Consider the following 23076-nt stretch of genomic DNA (forward strand, 5'->3'; position numbering starts at 1 on the left):
GTGGTCCATGCCGCACTACCGTGGCGGCGTGACGGTGGAGACGACGGCGGAGGATGATCGAGTCGGGGCGGCCTGGCGGGCCGAGACCGACGCCTGGATCATGGACCGACTGGCCGAGCGGGGCATCGCCGGGACCGGGCCGGTGCGGACCGTCCGGGTCCGGGCCTGGTCGATCGTGCGCCGGCTGGAGACCAGCGCCGGCCGGATGTGGTTCAAGGCGAACGTGCCGACGAACGGCTTCGAGGCGGTCGTGGTCGAGGCGCTGGCGGAGTGGGTGCCGGAGCTCGTCGTACCGCCGCTCGCCGTCGACCGGCACCGGGGCTGGCTGCTCGGACCGGACGGCGGGACGATCCTGCGGGAGGCGACGGCGGAGCGGCCCGATCCGGACCGGTGGGCGGAGCTGCTCCGGGCGTACGCCGGACTGCAACGCGCGGTCGCGCCGCACGGCGACCGGCTGGTCGGGCTCGGCGTGCCGGACCTGCGGCCGGAGCGGATGCCGGCGGTGCTGGCCGGGCTACTGGCCGATCCGGCGGTCCGGCTCGCCGAGCCGCACCGCTCCGCCCTGGTCGCGCTCCTGCCCGAGTACGACCACTGGTGTGCCGACCTGGCGGCGGACGGGTTGCCGGCGTCGATCCAGCACGACGACCTGCACGACGGCAACGTCTTCGTCGACGGGTCGCGGATGCGCTTCTTCGACTGGGGTGACGCCGGCCTGGCCCATCCGTTCGGCAGCCTGCTCGTCGCGCTACGCGTCGCCGCCGACCAGCTCGGCGCCGACCCGGGCGGCCCGGAGGTTGCCCGACTCAGGGACGCCTACCTGGAGCCCTGGACCGACCTGTGCGACCGCGCCGACCTGCTCCGCTCCGTCCGGCTGGCGCTGCGGGTGGCCAGGGTCGGCCGGGCCGTCTCGTGGCGGCGGGCGCTACAGGGCGCCGCCGCGCCGCAGTGGCAGCGCGCCCTCGGCGGACCGGCGCCGATCGCCCCCGAGCACGAGACCGCACCGGCCGCCTGGCTGGAGACCCTCACCGAACCCGACACCGCGCCGGCCGACGCCCCCGCCGGTTGACACCTCGGCCAAGCCCAAGGCTGTGCCATCTCGTGGACACCGGGACGCGGTCGGGCCCGCACTCGACGTTGTCGACGGCATGCACCACGTGAGCCGGGTCGGGTCAGCCGCCGGTTGCGGAGGCCGGCGACGGTCGACCCGGTGGCCGGGGTCACTCCGCGAAGAGCCGGGCGGGCACGGCGTCGGCGAGCAGGCGGTAGCCGGCCGGGTTGAGGTGCAGGTGGTCACCGGTGTCGGCGACCGGCAGCAGGTGGCGAGGGCGCGCCGGATCCCGGACGGCCAGGTCGAAGTCGATCACCGCATCGAACCGGCCGCTGCCTCGGATCCACCCGTTGACCGTCTGCCGGGCGGCCTCCCGGGTGCCGGCCGGATCGTCGTACCCGTTGCCGCCGAACGGGGTCAGCGTGGCGCCGTACACCCGGATGCCCCGGGCGTGTGCCCGGGTGACGATCTGGTCGTACGCGGTGATCAGGTCCGTGGCGATCGCCTGCTGGGCCGCTTCGGTGGCGTCAGCCGTGCCAATGTCGTCGGGGTACGGCTGGACGGGGTGCTGGTGGCCGGCGACATGGTCAACGTCGCGGACCGGGCCAGCGACTGGTTCGACGCCGGCACCGGTCCCGCCTTCTTCGCCGCGATGACCGGTCGGGCCCGGACACCGATCGCCGGACGGACCTATCGAGGCGCGCCGCTGCTCCAGCACACCCCGCTCTTCCCGGCGCTCGGCAACCACGAGGTGATGGGTCGGTGGTCCGGGACCGCCAGCCTGGAGAGCCAGTTCCACGACCCGCAGCCCAGAGAGCTGGCCCGCGAGCGGTGGCGAGCGGAACGGTCCGCCGGGCGGGTCGGGCCGGACGGGTCGGGGGGACCGGAGAGCGTCCGGCAGGGTGATCCGGGCGGGCTGACCCCGGTCGTACCGACGGTCGCACCGCTGACCGGGCCGACCGGTGCCCCCCTGCCCTATGTGGCGAGCAACGACATCACGGTCTTCTCAGGCGCCGTGCTCCATGCCCCACCACCCTGACGGAGTATCGGCGGAGACCTCGGCGGAAGAGCAACGCCCAGGGTGGTGTCAGAACGTGATAGACCGCCAGAAGATTCGCGAGTGCGGGTTCGCGGTGACGGCGTACAGCCGCTCGCCCTTCATGCTGTGAGCCAGCACGGGGGATGCGATCACCTGGTCGTTGGTGACCTTCCACGATCCGCCGATAACGGGTCCTGACGCGTCCGCCAACCAGATGCCGTTGTCAAGGCCGCGGACAACGGCATAGGCCCTCTTGTTGTTGTCCGCCACATAGAGGTGGGGCTGCGTGTTCGCGTACATGCCGCTTGTGAACCACGGCCACCCGCCGCTTCCGAGGTTCGTGCTCTGCGGAATGCGCGTCGTCCTGAGCCTTCCGTCCTGCAGTCGGCTGGCCACGATGACGTTGCCGTGGTGGTCGGCCACGATCGCGGGGGCGTCTGGCGACGTGATGTGGCCGTTGTTCCAGTCCCGTATGCTCGCCCGGCCGAGAGGTCGGCCGTCGATGACACGCTGGATGGAGAGGCTGCCGTTGTCGCTGTGGCGGAGCGCGATCCACAGTTGGTTCGGGCGGCTCGGGAGCACGGTCACGGCGACCGACTGCTGTGGGTGAACGTTCCCCCAATTGTTGGTCTCCGTCCAGCGAGACCAACCGACACCGTTGTACGTCGCGTGGTAGACGGCCCGGTTCTGTCCGGTGTGGAAGAGCCAGATCTGACCCTGGTATACCACGGCGGCGGGGGCCGCTTCGGTCCTCGGCGCGGCATCGCCCGGTGCATAGGCCGGGACCTCCACCCACTTCCTCTGGTAGTTCCAGAAGATGCGGTTGTCGAGACCGCGGATGAAATTGTGGTCGTTCCCGTTGAAGGCGACCACCGCTGGGGCGCTCGTCGTCATTCCGCCGTCGGAGATCTCGGTCCAGCCCCCGTCGAGGGCGAAGGCCCGTCCGGGCAGCAGGGCGCCCGCGGCCACGGCTGCCGATGTGGCGGCGGCTCCGGTCAGCAGTCCGCGTCGGCTGATGTGCAGCGGCCGCGCACCCGAAGTGGCACTCATTCTGGTCCCTTTCGTCGTCGTTACGGGTGCGAGCTTAGGAAGGCGCACCTCTACAGCCGATCGACGCCGGGTAGACGCCACGCCGAACGGCGGCGCCGGCGAACCGCACCGGCGTCGCCGGCTGGAGGGATCACCCCGCGAAGAGCCGGGCCGGCACGGCGTCGGCGAGCAGGCGGTAGCCGGCCGGGTTGAGGTGCAGATGGTCGCCGGTGTCGGCCATCGGCAGCAGGTGGCGAGGGCTCACCGGATCCCGGACGGCCGCGTCGAAGTCGATCACCGCATCGAACCGGCCACCGCCCCGGATCCATCCGTTGACCGCCTGGCGGGTGGCTTCCCGGATGCCCGCCCGGTCGTCGTAGTCGCTGCCGCCGAAGGGGGTCAGCGTCGCTCCGTACACCCGGATGCCCTGGGCGTGTGCCCGGGTCACGATCTGGTCGTAGGCGGTGACCAGGTCGGTGCCGACCGCCCGCTGAGCCGCCTCGGTGGGCTCGGCGGTGCCGATGTCGTTGACCCCCTCGAAGACGACCAGCCAGGTGACCCCGCTCTGCGCCAGCACGTCCCGGTCCAGTCGGGCCAGCGCGCTGGGCCCCAACCCGTCGTCGAGCACCCGGTTGCCACCGGTGGCCTGGTTCGCCACCGCCACGTGCGCGGTCGGGCCGTACGCGTGCAGCCGGTCGACGAGCTGGTCAGGCCAGCGGTCGTTCCCGTCGGTGGTGGAGCCGCGCCCGTCGGTGAGTGAGTCGCCGAGCACCGCCGCGACCCTGGTGGCGGGCCCGGCCGGCACCTCCAGGCCGCTGAGGAAATACCAGTGTTCGACCGCAGTGGCGCCGGGCAGCGCCGCAGCCGTCGCGTGGTCGCCGGGCAGCAGGTGCGAGGTGGTCCGGGAGCCGGGATGCGAGGTGATCCGATGCGAGGCCTGGCCCTGCGCGAGATAGATCGACACCGTCAGGTTGCTGCGGGCCGCCACGGGCAGGGCGATCGGGTCGGAGACCAGGTGCGCACCGACCGGCACGACCACCGAGGAGCGTCCGCTGAAGGTCACCGGGCATGCGCTGTCCCGCCGGATCGCGCTGGCTCCGGCCCGGCCGCCCTCGGGCAGCGCCACCGAGGCCGCGGTGATCGGCAGCGGTGCTCCGCCGAACGCGTTGGAGAGGCGTAACCGGATCCGCTCACCCGGCACCGAGACCCGGATGGTCTGCCGGAGTGTGCTGTCGGCCAGCACCCCGCCGCCCCAGATGAAGGGTGTCGGCGGCAACTGCTCCGGCGCGGCCTGCTGCGGCGTCGACGTCCAGCTCACGGCCCAGCGTTCGGCCCCCGGGGGCGCGCCCGCGACGGCCTCGGCGGCGGACCCTCGCACCGTCACCGCGCTGGACAACGACCACCTCCGGCTCGCACCGCGGCCTTCCTGCCGGCTGCCGCGACCGCTCCCGTGCGGCCGGCTGCCGGCCGGACAGACATCCCGGGACAAATATAGGGTTGGACCGGCCCGGCGGTGCTTCCGGCGCTAACGAGCGCGGGGCGACGCGCCCTTGAGGTGCCGGCCCAGCTCGCGGGCGATCTCCCGGTTCGCGTCCCGCTCGGCCAGGGCCTGGCGCTTGTCGTACGAGCGCCTGCCGCGCGCGACAGCGAGCTCGACCTTTGCCCAGCCGCCCGCGAAGTAGAGCGACATCGGCACCAGCGTCAGCCCGGGCTCGCGGATCCGGTCCAGGATCCTGGCGATCTCCACTCTGCGCAGCAGCAGCTTCCGCATCCGCCGGGGCTGGTGGTTGGTCCAGGTCCCGTAGGCGTACTCCGCGATGTGCAGCCCGTAGAGCCAGAGTTCGCCGTCCCGCTCCTGGGCGAACGCGTCCACCAGCGAGGCGTGGCCGGCGCGCAGCGACTTGACCTCGGTGCCGCGCAGCACGAGCCCCGCCTCGTACGTCTTCAGGATCGCGTACTCGTGCCGCGCCTTCCGGTTCGAGGCGACGAGTCTGCGCTCCGTCTCCCTGGCCGCGACGACCTCCCCGGTGTCCGGACCCGGCATCCGCCGGGCCGCCCGACCCGCGCCGGGCAGCCAGACTATACGCAGCCTGCGGGGTCCGGCCCGACCAGTTTTCGGCGGGCGTGCCGTCCAAGCGCCCGTTCGTCGACCGGTACGGCGCCGGCCCCGCCACCGGGTCAGGAGGTCCGGCCGGGCACGCAGACCGTCAGCGCGCCGGGGGTGACCCGGGCCTTCAGCCGGGTGACGTCGTCGCGGGCGCCGCCGTCCAGCTCGTACGTCATCGGCTCGGCGAACCGGACGTCGATCTTCCGGCCCCGGGTGATCCGGACGAACGGCGACTCGTCGGAGCGGCCGACCGCCATCCGGCCGAGGGTACGGACCCAGTCCACCACGCCGCTCGCGGTGGCCACGCCGACCTCCAGGCAGCCGTCGTCGGGGCGGGCGTCGTCGAAGGCGGGGATGCCGCCGGTGATCGTGCCGACGTTGCCGAGGAGCACGCAGCTCGCCTCGCCGTCGAACCAGTCGGCGCCGTCGACCCGGACCCGCATCCGGGTGGTCTCGCTCCGGACGTGCCGCAGCCCGGTCCAGACGTACGCCAGCCGGCCCAGCCGGTCCTTCAGGTCGCGGTCCGCCTCCCGGATCAGCTCGCCGTCGAAGCCGGCGCCGGCCATCACCGCGAAGTGCTCGCCGTCCAGCCGCCCGAGGTCGATCCTGCGGCGCGGCCCGGTCAGCCCGATCCGGACCGCCTCGGCCAGGTCCTGCGGGATGCCGAGGTTGGTGGCGAGCAGGTTGGCCGTGCCGGCGGGCAGGATCGCCAGGGCGACGTCCGAGCCGGCCAGCGCGTCGGAACAGCGCTGCACCATGCCGTCCCCGCCCCAGACGAAAATCAGCTCGGCGCCCCTGTCGACCGCCCTGCGGACCTTCTTCGGCGCCTTGCGGCTCTTCGGCACCTCGTACCAGAGCAGGTCCTCGATCCCGGCGCCGCGCAGCCGGGAGCGGAGTTCGTCGAGCCCGCCGCCGAGGGACTTCTTCCGGTGCGCGACGACCGCGACCCGGCCCACCCGGGCCGGGGTCGCGGCGTCCGGCTCGACGGTCAGTGTGCTGGTCATGGCCCGGGTCTTACCCAGCGACCCGGGCGGCCATGCGGGTGCTCAGAGGGTACGGGCCAGCCGGTCGGCGAGCAGCCGGGTGAACCGGGCCGGGTCGCCGAGTTCGCCGCCCTCGGCGAGCAGCGCCATCCCGTACAGCAACTCGGCGGTCTCGGCGACGGTCTGGTCCTCCGCGTGACGCTCGTGCGCCTCCCGCAGCCCGGTCACCAGCGGGTGCGTCGGGTTGAGCTCCAGGATCCGCTTGACCGCCGGCATCTCCTGCCCCATCGCCCGGTACATCTTCTCCAGCGTCGGGGTCATGTCCTGGGCGTCGCCGACGATGCAGGCCGGCGAGGTGGTCAGCCGCGACGAGAGCCGCACCTCCTTGACGTTCTCGGCGAGCTGGGTGGTGAGCCAGCCGAGCAGGTCGGCGAAGTCCTTCTCCTGCTGCTCGCGCTCGGCACCGGCGTTCTCCTTCTCCTCGTCGCTGTCGAGGTCGACCTGCCCCTTCGCGATCGACTGGAACTTCCTGCCGTCGAAGTCCGGCACCGAGGAGACCCACATCTCGTCGATCGGGTCGGTCAGCAGTAGTACCTCGTAGCCCTTTGCCCGGAACGCCTCCATGTGCGGCGAGTTCTCGATCGTCGTCCGGGACTCGCCGGTGGAGTAGTAGATGTCGGTCTGGCCCTCCCTCATCCGCTCGACGTAACCGGCCAGCGTGGTCGGCTGCTCCGGGTCGTGGGTCGAGGCGAAGGAGGAGATCTCGAGGATCGTCTTCTGGTTGTCGAAGTCGTCGAGCAGCCCCTCCTTGACCGCCTTGCCGAACTCCGACCAGAAGGTCCGGTAGCGCTCGGGGTCGTTGGTCATCATCTCCTTGACCGTGGAGAGCACCTTCTTCACCAGGCGGCGGCGCATCAACTGGATGTGCCGGTCCTTCTGGAGGATCTCCCGGGAGATGTTCAGCGACAGGTCCTGGGCGTCCACCACGCCCTTGACGAAGCGCAGGTACTCCGGCATGAGTTCCTGGCAGTCGTCCATGATGAAGACCCGCTTGACATAGAGCTGCACGCCCCGCTTTGCCCCGCGCATGAAGAGGTCGTACGGTGCGCGGGACGGGATGAAGAGCAGGCTCTCGTACTCGAAGGTCCCCTCGGCCCGCATGTGGATGGTCTCCAGCGGGTCGGTCCAGTCGTGGCTGAGGTGGCGGTAGAACTCCTTGTACTCGTCCTCCTTGACGTCGTCCTTCGACCGCGCCCAGAGCGCCTTCATCGAGTTGAGCGTCTCGACCTCGGTGGTCGTCTCCCCCTCGCCGGCACTGCGTTCGACAGCCATCCGGATCGGCCAGGCGATGAAGTCCGAGTAGCGCTTGACGATCTCCCGGATCTTCCACTCGGCGGTGTAGTCGAAGAGCTGGTCCTCGGAGTCCTCCGGCCGCAGGTGGAGGGTGACCGAGGTGCCCTGTGGCGCGTCGTCGACCGTCTCGACCACGTAGGTGGCACCGCCGTCGGACTCCCAGCGGGTCGCCGTGGCCTCGCCGGCCCGCCGGGTGAGCAGGGTGACCTTGTCGGCGACCATGAAGCTGGAGTAGAAACCGACCCCGAACTGCCCGATGAGTTCCTGCGAGCCGACCGCGTCCTTCGATTCCTTGATCTTTTCCAGGAGTTCCGCCGTGCCGGACTTGGCGATGGTGCCGATCAGGATGACCACCTCGTCCCGGGACATCCCGATGCCGTTGTCTTGGACGGTGAGCGTGCGCGCCTCGCGGTCGACCTCGATCGTGATGTGCAGGTCGGAGGTGTCGACCGCCAGCTCCTTGTCGGCGAACGCCGCCAGCCGCAGTTTGTCCAGCGCGTCCGAGGCGTTGGAGATGAGTTCCCGCAGGAAGATGTCCTTGTTCGAATAGATCGAATGGACCATCAGCTGAAGTAGCTGACGCGCCTCGGCCTGGAACTCGAAGGTTTCGGTCCCGGTGCTCATGTGATCCTCCACGAAATGCCCACTGCGGTGGTCAGGGAGCGACGCCGGTGATCGGTGATCATTACCGCGTTACGCTCCGGATAGCCGGCGCCATCGTAAATGACTCTGACACGGTGGCTGCGAAGGCCCGGTCAGACGGTGACGCCGAGGGCTTCGGCGAGGCGAGCCACCGACGGTTCGGGACGATCCGCCGCGCGCAGCACCGCGCCGAGCAGCCCCCGGGCGGCAGGCCGCGCCCGTACCTCCGCCGCCGCGGTGCGCTCCGCCGCCACCACCGCCCGCCCGGCCGCGACCGGATCACCCGCTTGCAGGTGGGCGCGGGCCAGATCGAGCAGGTACGCCGCGCGTACGGCGATCGGCAGCCGCTGGTGATCCCGGTCGGCGGCCCGTTCCGCCGCTCCGGCGCGGGTCTGCTCGCCGTCCCCCAACTCGACGGCGACCGCCACCCCGACGATCTCGACCAGGGCCGGCCCGAAGCAGGTGCGGTAGTGGTCGTGTCCCGGCCCCACGGTGCGCGCCACCGCCCTGGCCTGGTCGAGCAGTTCGATCGTGCTGGCCCGGTCACCGAGGGCCGCCGCGCTCAGCGCCGCGTGCAACAGCAGCGTCCCGTAGACCGAGAGGTGTTCGGCGGGGGCGGGCGGCGGGTTCGGCCCGACGGTGCCGGCCGGCGGATTCGGGCTGGCGGCGGGCTTCAGGGACAGACCGGCGGTGCCGGCGAGGCGGTGCGCGGTCACGATGCAGAGCTCGTACGCGTGCCGGGGCCGGCCGATCTCGCGTACCACGTCGGCCAGGGGGATCGCGGCGCGCGCAGCCCACCAGGGTTCGTCGGAGTCCGCGCCCACCCCCATGGCCCGGTCGGCGGCCAGCCACGCAAGATCGGGCACGTCGAGCCGGCGCAGCACCTCGGCGGCGATCTGATAGACCTGCCCGAGCAGTACGTCCGACCGCCGATCCGGGCCGTCGGCCCGCGCGTCGGCCGGTGCGTCGGTCTGTGCGTCGGTCTGTGTGTCGGCCGGTGCGTCGGTCCGTGCGTCGGTCCGTGCGCCGGCTCGGCGCCACTGAGCGGCGCAGATCAGCTCCGGCAGGCTACGCAGCAGCGGCGTGTAGTCCGCTCGGCCGAGGGAGAGCCAGGCGTGCGCCACCGCCTGCTCCAGTTCGGCCGCGCTCGGCACGCGCACCGGCCGCCGGCCGAGCCGCACCTCGTACCGGGTCAACGCCGCGCGCAGCGCCGCCACCTCCGGTGTGGGGCCTGGCCGGTCGCGGCCGGCGTCGGCAGCGCCGATGAGCTGGGCGGCGGAGATCCGCAGCACGTCGGCGATCTCGCGCAGCACGGAGAGCTTGTCGAGTGTGCGTACGCCCCGCTCGACCTTGTCGACCCACGACTTCGACTTGCCGAGCCGGTCGGCGAGGACCTGCTGCGACATCCGGCGCTGGCCACGCCAGTACGCCACCCGGCGCCCCACCGGCAGGTCGTCGGAGAGTCCCGGGCCGGTCAGCCGGTCCATCGCACGAACCTTTCGAACAGGTCGGCCGGGGTCGCGGCCGGCAGTTCCCGGGCAGCGTGGGACAGCAGACTCATCATGTGCCGGGCCAGCCCTGTCCGGTCCGAGCCGAGCCGCTCGGCCAACTGGACCCGGGCGACGTGGCACGGCCACGACTGGTCACACCGCTCGCAGTGCCACCCGGGCCGGCACGGCGGATGCGGTGGCCCCCACGCCGGCTGCGGCCTGTGCCGAGTCATCGCCACCCGGGCGGGTAGCCCCGATCCGCCCCGCACTCCATCCGGAACCGGACGGAGCGGTTGGCCGGGGCGGACGGGTTCGACCGGTCGATGCTGGATTGCTCGTCGGTGGGCTCGGTCGTCCGGTCGGGCGGCGTCTCCTTGGCGTACGCGCCTCGGCCGGCGGCGAACATCGTCGCCGGACCCAGCCACCGCTCCGGCCCGCTCCGGTTGCCGCTTCCACTCCACCGGCCCACAGGTGCCTCCCAAGCCTGCTGGGGTGGGGGCCCACACGGGGGAAATGAGCCCCCACCCGACCTTGGTGTGCCGGCCATTACGGGACTGCACAGGAGTAGCGTCGCCGCTACCCTCGGGCATAAATAGCGCTGAGTAGTCGGCCCACGCCTTTGCCGACATCTGCCAGGGGGATTCATGGAGACCTTCGGAGTGCTGCTCCGGCGCCTGCGGACCGCCGCCGGGATGTCCCTGCGGGACCTCTCCCGGAAGGTCAACTACGACCACAGTTACCTGTCGCAGATCGAGCGCGGGGCCAAGCCTCCGACACCGGTGCTCGCTGCGGCCTGCGACCGGGCACTGGACAGCGGTGGCATGCTGGTAGAGGCATACGAACGCCACGCTGGTGAGGTCGATATGCAAAGGCGAACTGTTCTACGTGCGCTCAGCGGGCTCGCCGCTTCCGCGCCCGTCCTGACCCAACTGGAAGCCCTCCGACACGGCATGGGCGCCGCGATCGGGGCCGACGCAGACGAGTGGCAGCAGGTGGTGGCCGACTACGGCTACGCCTTCTACCGGCAGCCGCACGCCCTGCTCATGGAGCAGTTGACGTCGGATCTGACCGTGCTCCAGACGCTGATCGCCAACACCACCGGGGCGCGGCGGGCACGGCTGTCGGACGTGGCGGCACACCTCTCCGTCGTCGCTGCGGCGCTGCTCTTCGCTGGCGGACAAGCCGCCTTGTCCCAACGCTGGCAACGGACCGCCCGCCAGGCCGCCGCCGACTCCCACGACAGCGACACGGCGGTGAAGGTGCGGGCACAGGAGATCGTCAACGGCTGCTATGACGGCCAGGATCCCCAGGCGGTATTGCGATTGTCTGAGGAAGCGGTCAGTCTCGCTGCCGGCCGGGTCTCCCCCGCCGTCGCCAATCTGCACGGCGGACGGGCGCAACTCCTGGCCATGCAGGGCAGGGCTGAGGAGGCGCGGGCCGAGATGCGCCGGGTTGTCGACATCACCGCACAGCTCCCCGCCGTCCCTGCCGGCGAGGACGACTCACTCTGGATATGGCCCGAGCAGCGGCTTCGCCACACCGAGTCGTTCGTCTACACCCACATCGGGGATACTTCGGCCGCCTCGGCGGCACAGGACCGAGCCGTGGCGCTTTATCCGAGCAGCCAGGCGCGGCTGCGTACCCAGGTGGAGTTGCATCGGGCCTGTGGCCTGATCCGCGACGGCTACATTCCCGACGGGCTCCGGCACGCCGCAGACGTACTGGACCGCCTCCCCGCCGAACAGCACACCGACACCCTGCGCAGCGTGGCCCACCAGGTGCTGGCCGCCGTACCCGAACGAGAGATGCACCGCCCAGCCGTCACCGACCTGCGAGCACGAATCATCACCACCCCGTAGTCGCCCAGCGTGCTTGCCTGCCGTCGCTGGACCGATCCGGGCACTTCCAATCAACCAGGTGGCCGTCGAGGATATCCGCCACCGGGCTTATGGCATGCCGGTCTCGTGATGCGCGATGATGTCCCACGACGCACCGACTGCGACAAAATGTGCGACGCCACCTGCTCGGACGGCACGCGCGGCTTTGCGCTGGGTGTCCAGCACTGTCGTTGACTGATCAAGGAGCCTTGTGAGCACCCTCGGTAGTTTCATTTGGTCGATCGCCGACCAGCTTCGGGGCCCCTACCGCCCCAACCAGTACGGCAACGTGATCCTCCCGCTCACAATCCTGCGACGCCTCGACTGCATCCTTGAGCCCGACCGGGAGACTGTGCGCGCGCTGGCGGCGAAGTACGACAACCCTGTCCGGCTCAAGATCGAGATCAAGAAGGCGACCGGCAGGCCGTTCTACAACACCTCGAACTACTCCTTCGCCAACCTGCTGGCTGACGCCGATGGGCTGGCCGACAACCTGGCCGATTATATCGACCGGTTCTCGCCCGATGTCGACGTGTTCCAATACTTCGACTTCAAGAAGGAAATCATCGCCCTGGAGAAGGCGGAGCTGCTGCGCGAGGTCATCAAGTCCTTCCAGGCTGTCGACCTGCATCCAGACGTCGTCTCCAACGCCGACATGGGCGATGCGTTCGAGTACATCATCCGCAAGTTCAACGAGGCCGCGAACGAGACCTCCGGTGATCACTACACCCCACGGGACGCGATCCGGCTGCTGGTCGACCTGCTCTTCGCCGAGAAGGACGCCGAGCTGGCCGAGGCCGACATCGTCCGCTCGCTGTACGACCCCACGGCGGGCACCGGCGGCATGCTCGCCCTGGCCGAGGAGCACCTGCTCGCACACAACCCCGACGCGGGGCTGAGCCTGTACGGCCAGGAGTACAACCCGCAGTCGTACGCGATCTGCAAGTCCGACCTGCTGGCCAAGGGGCACGACGCGACCAACATCGCCTTCGGCAACACCCTTACCGACGACGCGTTCAAGGGCCGCCAGTTCGACTTCTGCATGTCCAACCCGCCGTACGGCGTCGACTGGAAGCAGTACGCCAAGGCGGTCACGAAGGAGCGCGACGAAGCCGGCCCCTACGGCCGGTTCGCCCCTGGCCTCCCGGCGACCTCGGACGGGCAGATGCTCTTCCTGCTCCACCTGGCCCACAAGATGCGAAAGCCGGAGGACGGCGGCGGCCGAGCCGGCATCGTGATGAACGGCTCGCCGCTCTTCAACGGCGCCGCCGAGTCCGGCCCCTCCAACATCCGCAAGTGGCTGCTGGAGAACGACCTGGTCGATGCCGTCGTCGCGCTGCCGACGAACATGTTCTTCAACACCGGCATCGCCACCTACATCTGGATTCTCGACAACACCAAGCGCCCGGACCGCAAGGGCTTGGTCCAGCTCATCGACGGCACGTCGTTCTGGACCAAGATGCGGAAGAACCTCGGCGCCAAGGGCCGCGAGATCAGCGATGCCGACCGGGCCAAGGTGGTGAAGTTGTACGCCGACTTCACCGACGCCGATCCGGACTACTCCAAGGTGCTGCGCACCGACGAGTTCGGCTACTGGACCGTCACCGTCGAGCGCCCCCTTCTCGACGAGGACGGAAAGCCTGTCGTCGACCGCAAGGGAAAGCCCAAGCCGGACACCAAGAAGCGTGACACCGAGAACATGCCGTTCACCTACGGCGGCTCGACCGCCGGTGCGGCCGGCAAGATCGAGGTCATCCGGGCCTACTTCGAGGCCGAGGTGAAGCCCCACGTCCCCGACGCCTGGATCGACTGGACAAAGGTCAAAACCGGCTACGAGATCCCCTTCACCCGCCACTTCTACAAGTACGTCCCGCCCCGCCCGCTTGCGGAGATCGACGCAGACCTTGAGAAGCAGGTTGCCAAGATCTTGGACCTCCTGCGGGAGGTCGAGGGATGACCCGATTCGGTGCAGCACTGCAGAAGATTGATGAGCGGATCCCGGGCGTTGGCCTCCCGCTCATGTCTGTGTCACAGACCAAGGGCGTGGTGCCACGCAGCGAGCTGACAAACACACCTCAACGTGCAGAGTCACTCGACGCCTACAAGGTGTGCCGCAAAGGGGACGTCGTCTTCAACAAGATGAAGGTCCGTTCTGGGGCGATGGGCGTCGCCCCAGAGGATGGACTGGTCACCTATCACTACGAAGTGATGCGTCCTCGGGAGGGCATGGACGCGCGCTACATCGTCCATCTTATGAAGTCTTCGTGGTTCACCAGCGAGCTCATCGCACGTGAGCGTGGGATCTCAGCCGGAGGTGAGCACGGCGGCATCCGCACGACCGAGGTCCCCTTTACCGTCCTTCGGACGATCGACGTACTCCTTCCAGAGATCGCCGAGCAGCGTGCCATCGCCGACTACCTCGACCGCGAGACGGCCCGCATCGACACGCTCATCGAGGAACAACAGCGCCTGATCGAGATGCTCCGCGAACGGCGAGCAGCAGCGATCGAGGAGGCAGCAGAGGCCGTTCAAACCAAAGGTCAACGGCTAAAGCATATTATTCGATCGGTCAGGCAAGGATGGAGCCCGCAGTGCTACGCGTGGCCAGCAGACGGTATCGAGACTTGGGCGGTTCTCAAGGCCGGGGCGGCGAACGGCGGCTTGTTCCGCCCGATGGAGAACAAGGAGCTTCCTGAGACCGAGACTCCCCGTCCTGAAATCGTCGTGTCCCCAGGCGATCTCATCGTCTCGCGGGCGAACACTCGCGATCTGGTCGGAAGCGCAGCGGTGGTCGATGGTGACTGGCCACGGCTCATGCTCTGCGACAAACTGTACGCGTTCACTCTTGACGAGACTCAAGCGCTCCCGAGATTCGTTGCTGTGGTTCTCGGGAGTCGCAGGTGGCGGGATATGATCGAGCTGGAGGCGACAGGCGCGAGCCCTTCGATGCTGAACGTCAGCCAGGCCGACATCGTCAACCTTCCGATGACCCTCCCCGCTCTTGATGACCAACGCCAGATTCTCTCCAGACTCGACGAGCAGACAGCGAAGATCGACGCGCTCATTGCCGAGACCGAGCGGTTCATTGAACTCGCTCGTGAGCGCCGGGCGGCGTTGATTACGGCGGCGGTGACGGGGCAGATCGACGTACGAGAGATGGTGTGATGGCCGACCACCACGAGGTCGTCTTCGAGTCCGAGATCTGCGCGTACCTGGAAGCCCACGGGTGGCTCTACTCGGCGAGCGACACCGGCTACGACCGGGAGCGGGCGCTCTTCCCCGAGGACCTGTTCGCGTGGCTGGAGGAAACCCAGCAGGCGGCGTACGCGAAGGCTTTGAAGGCGGCGGGGTCGGCGGCGAAGTTCCTCGACGTGCTGACCACGGCGCTCGACAAGCCTCTCGAACACGGTGGCGGGACGCTGAACATCCTGCGCAACGGGGTGCAGTACATCAGCGGTGGCCGGTTGAAGATGGCGCAGTTTCGCCCCGAGACCAGCCTGAACGCGACCACCAACGAGCAGTACGCGGCGATGCGGGTGCGGGTGATGCGGCAGGTGCGCTTCTCCACCGCCGACCGGCGCAGCATCGACCTGGTCTTCTTCGTCAACGGGCTCCCGGTGGCCACCGTCGAGTTGAAGACCGACTTCACCCAGTCTCTCGACGAGGCGATCAACCAATATCGCAAGCATCGGCTGCCGCTGACCAACGGGCGGCCGGAGCCGCTGTTGTCGTTCGGGCATCGGGCGCTTGTGCATTTCGCGGTCTCCAACGATCGGGCCGCGATGACCACCAGGTTGGAGGGCGACAAGACGCAGTTCCTGCCCTTCGACATGGGGTACGAGAGTGGCGCGGGGAATCCGCCGGCTGAGGGCGGGCGGTCGGCGACGGCATACCTGTGGGAGCGGGTCTGGGAGAAGGATCCCTGGCTCAACATCATCGGCCGGCTGATGATCGTGGAGACCAGGGAGGAGTGGGACGTCGCGACCGGGACGTCGGTGCGCCGTACGAGCATGCTCTTCCCTCGGTTCCACCAGTGGGAGGCCGTGACGAAGATCGTGGCAGCGGTGCGCGAGGAGGGGGTGGGGCATCGCTACCTGATCGAGCACTCGGCAGGGTCGGGGAAGACGAACACCATCGCCTGGACCGCGCACCGGCTGGCACGGCTGCACGTCAACGATGAGAAGGTCTTCGACTCGGTGATCGTGGTGGTGGACCGCAACGTGCTCGACGGGCAGCTCCAGGAGGCGATCCGGCAGATCGACGGGTCGGGGAGGATCGTGGCCACGATCAGCCCGGAGGATGTCCGCAAGGCAGGAGCGAAGTCGAAGTCCGGGCTGCTGGCGACCGCGTTGAAGAACGGCGAGCTGATCATCGCGGTGACGGTGCAGACCTTCCCGCACGCCCTCGACGAGATCCGGGCCAACAGGAGCCTGAAAGGTAAGCGGTTCGCGGTGATCGCCGACGAGGCGCACTCCTCGCAGTCCGGCCAGATCTCCGCCAAGCTGAGGGCCGTGCTGACCGCAGAGGAAATCAAGGAGATCGAGGACGGCGGCGAGGTCGACGTCGAGGCGATCCTGGCTGCGGAGATGACCGAGCGGGCCGAGTCCAGGCACATCTCCTACTTCGCCTTCACGGCGACGCCGAAGAACAAGACCCTGGAGCTGTTCGGCCGCAGGGGTCCTGACGGGACGCTGGTCGAGTTCCACCTCTACTCGATGCGGCAGGCGATCGAAGAGGGCTACATCCTCGACGTGCTCAGGGGCTACCAGTCCTACGACACCGCGCTGAAGATCGCCGGCCGAGCCGAGAGCGGCGACGGCGACAAGGTGGTGGAGGAGGCCGCAGCACGCAAGGGGCTGATGCGGTGGGTGAAGCTGCACCCGACCAACATCAGCCAGAAAGTGCAGATCATCGTCGAGCACTTCCACGCCAACGTCGCCCACCTGCTGGAGGGCAAGGCGAAGGCGATGGTCGTGACCGACTCGCGCAAGGCCGCGGTGAAGTACAAGAAGGCGATCGACGCCTACATCGCCAAGCGGGCCGCCAAGGACCCCTCGTACAGCTACCGCACCCTGGTCGCCTTCTCCGGCTCGGTGACCATGGCCGAGGACGAGAAGTGGGCTTCGGACTGGGGGCCGCAGCCGAGCAGGGACGACGAGTTCACCGAGGCCAACCTCAACCCCGGCGCTGGCGCGGACCTGGCCGCCGCGTTCAAGGGCGGGACATACAAGATCATGTTGGTCGCCAACAAGTTCCAGACCGGGTTCGACCAGCCGTTGCTCTCGGCGATGTACGTCGACAGAAAGCTGTCCGGGGTCACCGCCGTGCAGACGCTGTCCCGGCTCAACCGCACCCACCGCACTGCGGGTGGGGAGCAGAAGCACAAGACGTTCGTCATCGACTTCGTGAACAAGCCGGAGGACATCCGGACCGCGTTCGAGCCGTACTTCACAAACGCCACGCTGGAGACCGAGACCGACCCGTACATCGTCGTCCACCTCGCCAACAAGCTCGCCCAGGCCGGGATCTACCCGCCTGAGCAGGTGCGCGAGGTCGCCGAACTGTGGTACGCCCGCAAAGGCAACAACGCGCTCTCGGCCGCGATCAGCCCGGCCAAGAACGACTTCGCCCGCCGCTACGCGGCGGCGATCGAGGCCGACGACAAGGTCACCCTCAACACCCTCGACCTGTTCCGCAAGGACGTCTCCACCTACGTCCGGCTCTACGACTTCATGAGCCAGATCGTCGACTACGGCGACCCGTACATGGAGATGTTGTCGATCTTCCTGCGGCTCCTGGAGAAGGTCATCGCCGAATCCTCCTGGGCCGCGGAGGTCGACCTGTCCGACGTGGTCCTCGTCGGGGTCAAGCACACCAAGGCGACCGCAGTCGACATCTCGCTGACCGGTGACGGCCAGCTCAAGGGCATCGGCGCCGCCGGCACCGGCGCGCGAAAGGAGCCGAAGTACGTCGCACTACAGGTCGTCATCGACAAGATGAACGACCTGTTCGGCGCCGAGTCGTTCGCCGAGTCCCAGGTCCGTGAGTTCGTGCAGGGACTGTTGCAGCGGCTGCTCGCCCACCCGGACCTGGTCAACCAGACCAAGGTGAACTCGAAGAAGCAGTTCATGGAGTCGCAGGACTTCCAGGCGGCGGTCACCGAGGCAGTGGTCGAGAACCAGGAGGCCCACAACACCATGGCCGACTACTTCTTCAGCGACGGCCCTGGCATCAACGGTGTCATCGTGGCGCTCGCGGACGCCTTCTACGAGGCGGCGATCGACCAGCGGACCGCCGTTTGAGCAGGGCGCGGAGTGCTGCTCGACCTGCTCGCCACCGGCGACCGGTCCGGCACCGACGCCGCGCTGGAGGCGTTCGCCGCCGGCTACCAGGCGGGCCTGCCGACCGGCCCGGCCGAGAGCGCGGGTGCCCACCCGACGGGACGGACACCCGCACGGCAGGTCAGGGTCGCACGAAGGTCACGTCAGGGTGCCGGGGCGACGGGTCCCGCAGCAGCGGCTGCGGCCGACCGCGCAGGTGCTCGTCGAAGAAGGCGGTCAGATAGGCCCGCAGCGACCTGACGACCCGGTCCGGGTCCACCGTGCCAATCGAGCCGGCGACCAGGCCGGGTGGCAGCGGGTATGCCTCGGCGAGCTGCGGCAGCAGAGCCTGGTGGTCGGCGAAGGTGAAGTGCTCGCCCTCGGCCACGTAGAGGTCCCGCTTCCAGCCGGTCGAGTTCGCCCAGAACCCCGCCCAGTCCTGAGCGTGCCGGTGGGTGTGCGGCACTCCGCCGCTCTCACCCGCCCCGATCAACAGGAACGGCCGGTCGAGTCCCTGGTGCACGACATCGCCGAAGTCCCCGGCCAAGAAGCTGTACGCCAGGCTGCCGTCCATGTCCACCCCGGCGTCCAGCCGGCGGTCCGACAGCATCGTCTCGGCCGCCGTGAAGCCGCCGGCCGAGTGGCCGAACATGCCGGTCCGGGACAGGTCGAGCCCGGCGCCGAGCCCGGCCGGCAGTCGCCGCTGCCCGGCATCCGGGTTGCCGCCCCGGGCGAGCACGGCGAGCCGGTCGAGGACGAACCGGGTGTCCCGGACCCGGGTGTCGAGCAGCCGGTGGTTCAGCTCGGTGGGGTCGATGTCGGGCAGCCGTTGCAGCTCGACCCGCCCGCCGGGAAACTCGACCTCCGGCGTCTCGTAGGTGTGGTCGATTGTCACCACCACATAGCCCTGGCTGGCCAGTTCGGTGACCAGCATCGTGCCGAGGGCCCGGGGTACCCCGCCGCCGGGCGAGAAGAGCACGACGGGGTGGCCGCCGCGCCGGGGGCGTACCGGCACTCCGGTGCGGGCGTGGGTGACGGTTCCGGCCCAGTCGACCTGACCGGCGTCGAGTCCGAGCTGCGGATCGGTGCGCTCGGCGAAGTGCTGACCAGCGACTGGCGGCAGGTACGGCGCGGGGCGCCCGCCGTGAGCGGTCGACGCCGGGTACCAGAGGCTCACCATCAGCTCTCGGGGCCGGCCGTCGGGAAGCCACGGGTCGGTGCGGCTCTGGTCGACCAGGTGCAGTTCGGTGCTGCCGACCGGGAACGGGCCGGTCGGTGCGGGCAGGCTCAGCCGCAGCGGCACTGCCGGCGGCGCGGTCCGGGCTGACGCGGCTGACGTGGCGGGCACGGCTGACGCGGCGGCCGGGACCGACACCGTCAGCAGCCCGGCGAGTCCGGCGAGCAGCACGCGCCGAGTAGGTGTACGCATACCCGCAGCCTGGCCGGCGACCGTCCCTCGGCACATCTGTCGAAGGTGGCCGGCGGCACCCGGAGAAATCTCAGGGTACGCGCGCCACCCGTCAGGGCCGTCCGTCCGGAGGCGTCAGGGTCGGCGGGCCGGGAGGTCGCGGACGAAGCGCCGCCACGCCACCGGGCCGAAGGCAAGCCGGCCCGCGTCCTCGGCTCTCGACCTTCGGCTCTCTTTCGGCCCGTCCTGATGTCATGGCCTCCTGCGGGCGTCCGGCCACTCTCCCCGGCCGGGCGCCCGTCCCGAGAAACAGCCTCGACGGAAGGAACTCGGACCATGCGGATCAAGCGGATCGCCGGGCTCACCCTTGCCGGTGCTGCGGCCGTCACGGCCGTCGGCCTCGCCACGGCGGCGTACGCCGACGACCCGGCCGGCCCGGAGAAGACCGTACGGATCGTCACCGAGAACAACGGCAACGTCTTCGGCAGCACCGTCGACCGGTCGGCGAAGGACTGCCCCGAGAAGGACGGCGGGGCGGGAACGCCGGCCGAAGCCGGCCTGTGAGGGACCGCCGATGAGCATCACGGCAGCCGGACCGGAGAGGCCGGACATCGCGACGCACGGACCGGACGGGCCGCACGCACCGCACGTACACCACGGGCCGGACGCACCGGGGGCCGCGCGGGAACTGGAACAGGCCCTCTTCGAGGTCAAGCGGGTGATCGTCGGGCAGGACCGGCTTGTGGAACGGCTCTTCACCGCGCTGCTCGCCGACGGGCACTGCCTGCTGGAGGGCGTACCGGGAGTGGCGAAGACCCTCGCCGCACAGACCCTGGCGGTGGCGGTCGGCGGGCGTTTCTCCCGGATCCAGTTCACCCCGGACCTGGTGCCGTCGGACATCGTCGGCACCCGGATCTACCGGGCCTCGACCGAGAACTTCGACGTGGAACTGGGCCCGGTGATGGCGAACCTGGTCCTCGCCGACGAGATCAACCGGGCACCGGCGAAGGTGCAGTCCGCGCTGCTGGAGGCGATGGCCGAGCGGCAGGTCTCGATCGGCGGGCGCAGTTACCCGGTGCCGGAGCCGTTCCTGGTGCTGGCCACCCAGAACCCGATCGAGTCGGAGGGGGTCTACCAGCTCCCCGAGGCACAACGCGACCGCTTCCTGCTCAAGATCCTGGTCGACTACCCGAGCGACGCCGAGGAGCTGGCCATCCTCTACCGGATGAGCAGCGCCCGGCCCGAGCCCCGCCGGGTGTTGGACCCGACCCGGCTGCGTGCCCTCCAGGCGGCTGCCCGCGCGGTGTTCGTGCACCACGCTGTCGCGGAGTACGTGGTGCGGCTGGTGGTGGCCACCCGGCATCCGGACCGGTTCGGCGCGGACGACCTGTCGGCACGGCTGGCGTACGGGGCGAGTCCCCGGGCCACCCTCGGGCTCGTCGCCGCCGCCCGCGCACTGGCCCTGCTGCGTGGCCGGGAGTACGTGCTGCCGTCCGACGTCACCGAACTGGCCGTCGACGTCCTGGCGCACCGGCTGGTGCTGTCGTTCGACGCGGTGGCCGACGGGATCACGGCGGAGGCAGTGGTGCGCCGGCTGGTGGCAGCGGTGCCACCACCGCAGATCGCCCCGCACCAGGCAGAGCAGGCGGAGCGCGCAGAGCTGCTGGGGCAGGCGGAGCAGGCAGAGCTGCTGGGGCAGGCGGAGCAGGCAGCACAGGCGCAGCGGCGGACGGGCGGGACCGACGGAGGAGGCACCCGATGAACGAGGGACATGCCACCGTGCACCAGCTCGCGCCGCACCGGCGGCTGCGCCGGCTGGAACTGGCGGTGACCCGGCGGCTCGACGGGCTGCTGCACGGCCAGCACCTCGGCCTGCTGCCGGGCGCCGGCAGCGAACTCCACGGCAGTCGCGAGTACCGGCCCGGCGAGGACGAGGTGCGCCGGATGGACTGGGCGGTGACCGCGCGTACCGGTGTGCCGCACGTCCGGCAGGTGGACGCCGACCGGGAACTGACCACCTGGATGCTCGTCGACGCGACTCCGAGCATGGACTTCGGCACCGCCGAGTGGGAGAAGCGGGAACTCGCGGTGGCCGCGACGGCGGCGATCGGACACCTGACGGCGAGGTTCGGCAACCGGCTCGGCGGGCACGTGCTCGACGCGGACGGGATCCGGCGCTTTCCGGCGCGTACCGGCCGGGAGCATCTGCTCGGCCTGCTGCACATCCTGCTGGCCACGCCGCGCGGCCCGGCCGGTTCCCGGCCACCCGCACTGGCGCAGGCGCTCGCCGGCCTGGGCCGCGCGGCACCGCGTCGGGGACTGGTGGTGGTCGTCTCGGACTGGCTGGACGGGTTGCCTGCGGACGAGGGCGGCACGCCGGACTGGGAGCGGGCCGTGCGCCGGCTCGCCGTCCGGCACCAGGTGCTGGCGGTCGAGGTGACCGACCCGCGCGAACTGGAACTGCCGGACGTCGGGCTGATCACCCTGGTCGACCCGGAGAGCGGACGGCGCCGCGAGGTCTCCACCGGCAGCCGGCGGCTACGCGAACGGTACGCCGCCGCCGCACGCCGGCAACGCGTACTGGTCCGGGCGGCGCTGCGCCGGGCCGGTGCCGCACACCTGGGCCTGCGTACCGACCGGGACTGGGTGACCGACATCGTCCGGCACGTGTACGCCCAGCGCCGCCTCGCGGCAGCGGCCCGTACTCCCGCCGGTCCGGCCGGCGGCGCGGCGTGACGGTGAAGGAGGAGCGATGACGCTGGAGAGTCCGGGACGGCTGTGGCTGCTGGCCGGCGTGGCGGCCCTGGCAGTGGGCTACCTGGTGATGCAGCGCCGCCGCAGTAGGTACGCCGTCCGCTTCACCAACCTGCGACTGCTGGACCGGGTGGCCCCGAGCCGTCCGGGCTGGCGGCGGCACGTGCCGGCCGGCCTCTTCCTGGCCATGCTGGGGCTGCTGGTGGTCGGCTTCGCCCGCCCCAGCGACGAGGTACGGGTACCGCGCGAACGTGCCACCGTGATCGTGGCGGTCGATGTGTCGCTCTCCATGCTCGCCGACGACGTGCCGCCGGACCGGCTCAGCTCGGCCAAGGCGGCGGCCCGGGAGTTCGTCGACGGGCTGCCCGAGGACTTCAACGTCGGGCTGGTCGCCTTCGCCGGGAACGCCTCGGTCTTCGTCGCACCGGTCACCGACCGGTCGGCGCTGGTCGCCGGGATCGACCGGCTGGCCGAGGGGGGCACCGGGGAGCAGGGCACCGCGATCGGGGACGCGATCGCCACCGCGCTGGAGACGGTCGCGACCCTGGACGACCGGGCCGCCGAGGATCCGCCGCCGGCCCGGGTGGTGCTGCTCTCCGACGGTGCCAACACCTCCGGCAGCGACCCCGAGGAGGTCGCGGCGGAGGCCCGGAGTGCCGACGTCCCGGTGGACACCATCGCCTTCGGCACCTCGGACGGGGTCATCGAGCAGGGCAGCCGGCCGCTGACCGTGCCGGTGGACGGCGAGACGCTGCGGATGGTCGCCGAGCGGACCGGCGGCGGCTACCACGAGGCGGGCAGCGGCGACGAGCTGCGGGCCGCGTACGCCGACATCGGCAGTTCGGTGGGCTACACGACCGAGCGCCAGGACGTGTCGGCGCGGTTCATCGGGATCGGTCTGCTGCTGGCACTGCTCGCCGCCGCCGCGTCGATGTTCTGGTTCGCCCGGATCCCGTGACCGGGCAGGTGTTCCACCGGGTGAGCGATTCTACAGTGGAGGGAGTGGCCGTGATGGAGCGGGCAGAG

At 70.2% G+C, this 23076-nt stretch carries 19 protein-coding genes; 10 read left to right on the forward strand and 9 right to left on the reverse strand.

Going from position 1 to position 23076, the window contains the following annotated elements; translation table 11 throughout:
• Window positions 1-28: 28 nt before the first annotated feature.
• Window positions 29-1066: a phosphotransferase gene (locus ACN27G_RS14530; RefSeq protein WP_421493353.1), complete on the forward strand. Its 1038-nt coding sequence runs from the start codon at window positions 29-31 to the stop codon at window positions 1064-1066.
• A 151-nt stretch (window positions 1067-1217) separates the two neighbouring features.
• On the opposite strand, the gene ACN27G_RS14535 is transcribed toward ACN27G_RS14530, so the two are convergent.
• A complete protein-coding gene (locus ACN27G_RS14535) occupies window positions 1218-1589 on the reverse strand; it encodes a GDSL-type esterase/lipase family protein (protein ID WP_421497323.1) in 372 nt (123 codons plus the stop codon).
• On the opposite strand from ACN27G_RS14535, the gene ACN27G_RS14540 reads away from it, so the two are divergent.
• Window positions 1500-2087 carry a hypothetical protein gene (locus ACN27G_RS14540; protein ID WP_421497621.1) on the forward strand — a complete coding sequence of 196 codons (588 nt, stop codon included), beginning with the start codon at window positions 1500-1502 and terminating at the stop codon, window positions 2085-2087. The two genes, ACN27G_RS14535 and ACN27G_RS14540, sit on opposite strands and share 90 nt — an antisense overlap.
• A 48-nt stretch (window positions 2088-2135) precedes the next feature.
• Here ACN27G_RS14540 and ACN27G_RS14545 read toward each other — a convergent pair whose 3' ends face one another.
• From ACN27G_RS14545 to ACN27G_RS14575, 7 genes are all read right to left on the reverse strand, one after another.
• Window positions 2136-3137 carry a twin-arginine translocation signal domain-containing protein gene (locus ACN27G_RS14545; RefSeq protein WP_421493354.1) on the reverse strand — a complete coding sequence of 334 codons (1002 nt, stop codon included), beginning with the start codon at window positions 3135-3137 and terminating at the stop codon, window positions 2136-2138.
• Between the two features lie 130 nt (window positions 3138-3267).
• Complete coding sequence (locus ACN27G_RS14550; RefSeq protein WP_421493355.1) at window positions 3268-4512, reverse strand: SGNH/GDSL hydrolase family protein; 1245 nt, start codon at window positions 4510-4512, stop codon at window positions 3268-3270.
• Between the two features lie 129 nt (window positions 4513-4641).
• Window positions 4642-5160 carry an SsrA-binding protein SmpB gene (gene smpB, locus ACN27G_RS14555; protein WP_421493356.1) on the reverse strand — a complete coding sequence of 173 codons (519 nt, stop codon included), beginning with the start codon at window positions 5158-5160 and terminating at the stop codon, window positions 4642-4644.
• 134 nt (window positions 5161-5294) lie between these two features.
• A complete protein-coding gene (locus ACN27G_RS14560; RefSeq protein WP_421493357.1) occupies window positions 5295-6227 on the reverse strand; it encodes a diacylglycerol/lipid kinase family protein in 933 nt (310 codons plus the stop codon).
• A 42-nt stretch (window positions 6228-6269) separates the two neighbouring features.
• Window positions 6270-8183 (reverse strand): molecular chaperone HtpG, encoded by a 1914-nt coding sequence (gene htpG, locus ACN27G_RS14565; RefSeq protein ID WP_421493358.1) that lies wholly within the window; start codon window positions 8181-8183, stop codon window positions 6270-6272.
• Window positions 8184-8314: 131 nt separating this feature from the next.
• Window positions 8315-9688: a helix-turn-helix domain-containing protein gene (locus ACN27G_RS14570; RefSeq protein ID WP_421493359.1), complete on the reverse strand. Its 1374-nt coding sequence runs from the start codon at window positions 9686-9688 to the stop codon at window positions 8315-8317.
• A 232-nt stretch (window positions 9689-9920) separates the two neighbouring features.
• Window positions 9921-10160: a hypothetical protein gene (locus tag ACN27G_RS14575; protein WP_421493360.1), complete on the reverse strand. Its 240-nt coding sequence runs from the start codon at window positions 10158-10160 to the stop codon at window positions 9921-9923.
• A gap of 175 nt (window positions 10161-10335) precedes the next feature.
• On the opposite strand from ACN27G_RS14575, the gene ACN27G_RS14580 reads away from it, so the two are divergent.
• From ACN27G_RS14580 to ACN27G_RS14595, 4 genes are all read left to right on the forward strand, one after another.
• A complete protein-coding gene (locus tag ACN27G_RS14580) occupies window positions 10336-11550 on the forward strand; it encodes a helix-turn-helix domain-containing protein (protein ID WP_421493361.1) in 1215 nt (404 codons plus the stop codon).
• 229 nt (window positions 11551-11779) lie between these two features.
• The gene (locus ACN27G_RS14585; protein WP_421493362.1) at window positions 11780-13525 is read left to right on the forward strand and encodes an N-6 DNA methylase; all 1746 of its coding nucleotides are present in this window, start codon (window positions 11780-11782) and stop codon (window positions 13523-13525) included.
• Window positions 13522-14733 (forward strand): hypothetical protein, encoded by a 1212-nt coding sequence (locus ACN27G_RS14590; RefSeq protein ID WP_421493363.1) that lies wholly within the window; start codon window positions 13522-13524, stop codon window positions 14731-14733. The genes ACN27G_RS14585 and ACN27G_RS14590 overlap by 4 nt, the downstream gene beginning before the upstream one ends.
• Window positions 14733-17870, forward strand: coding sequence for a type I restriction endonuclease subunit R (locus ACN27G_RS14595; RefSeq protein WP_421493364.1), 3138 nt, complete (start codon window positions 14733-14735; stop codon window positions 17868-17870). The genes ACN27G_RS14590 and ACN27G_RS14595 overlap by 1 nt, the downstream gene beginning before the upstream one ends.
• 160 nt (window positions 17871-18030) lie before the next feature.
• Here the strand turns inward: ACN27G_RS14595 and ACN27G_RS14600 are convergent, their stop codons facing one another.
• Complete coding sequence (locus ACN27G_RS14600; RefSeq protein WP_421493365.1) at window positions 18031-19317, reverse strand: alpha/beta hydrolase family protein; 1287 nt, start codon at window positions 19315-19317, stop codon at window positions 18031-18033.
• 315 nt (window positions 19318-19632) lie between these two features.
• Between ACN27G_RS14600 and ACN27G_RS14605 the strand changes: the two genes are divergently transcribed.
• From ACN27G_RS14605 to ACN27G_RS14620, 4 genes are read left to right on the forward strand one after another with little or no spacing between them, the layout of a single operon-like run.
• Window positions 19633-19860, forward strand: coding sequence for a hypothetical protein (locus ACN27G_RS14605; protein ID WP_421493366.1), 228 nt, complete (start codon window positions 19633-19635; stop codon window positions 19858-19860).
• A gap of 10 nt (window positions 19861-19870) precedes the next feature.
• Window positions 19871-21058, forward strand: a complete 1188-nt coding sequence (locus ACN27G_RS14610) for an AAA family ATPase (RefSeq protein ID WP_421493367.1) — start codon at window positions 19871-19873, stop codon at window positions 21056-21058.
• A complete protein-coding gene (locus ACN27G_RS14615) occupies window positions 21055-22032 on the forward strand; it encodes a DUF58 domain-containing protein (protein WP_421493368.1) in 978 nt (325 codons plus the stop codon). The genes ACN27G_RS14610 and ACN27G_RS14615 overlap by 4 nt, the downstream gene beginning before the upstream one ends.
• 16 nt (window positions 22033-22048) lie before the next feature.
• On the forward strand, window positions 22049-23008 hold the full coding sequence (locus ACN27G_RS14620; protein ID WP_421493369.1) for a VWA domain-containing protein: 960 nt from the start codon (window positions 22049-22051) through the stop codon (window positions 23006-23008).
• Window positions 23009-23076: the final 68 nt, after the last annotated feature.

Origin of the sequence: Plantactinospora sp. WMMB334, from assembly GCF_049179095.1 — a bacterium.
GTDB lineage: Bacteria > Actinomycetota > Actinomycetes > Mycobacteriales > Micromonosporaceae > Plantactinospora.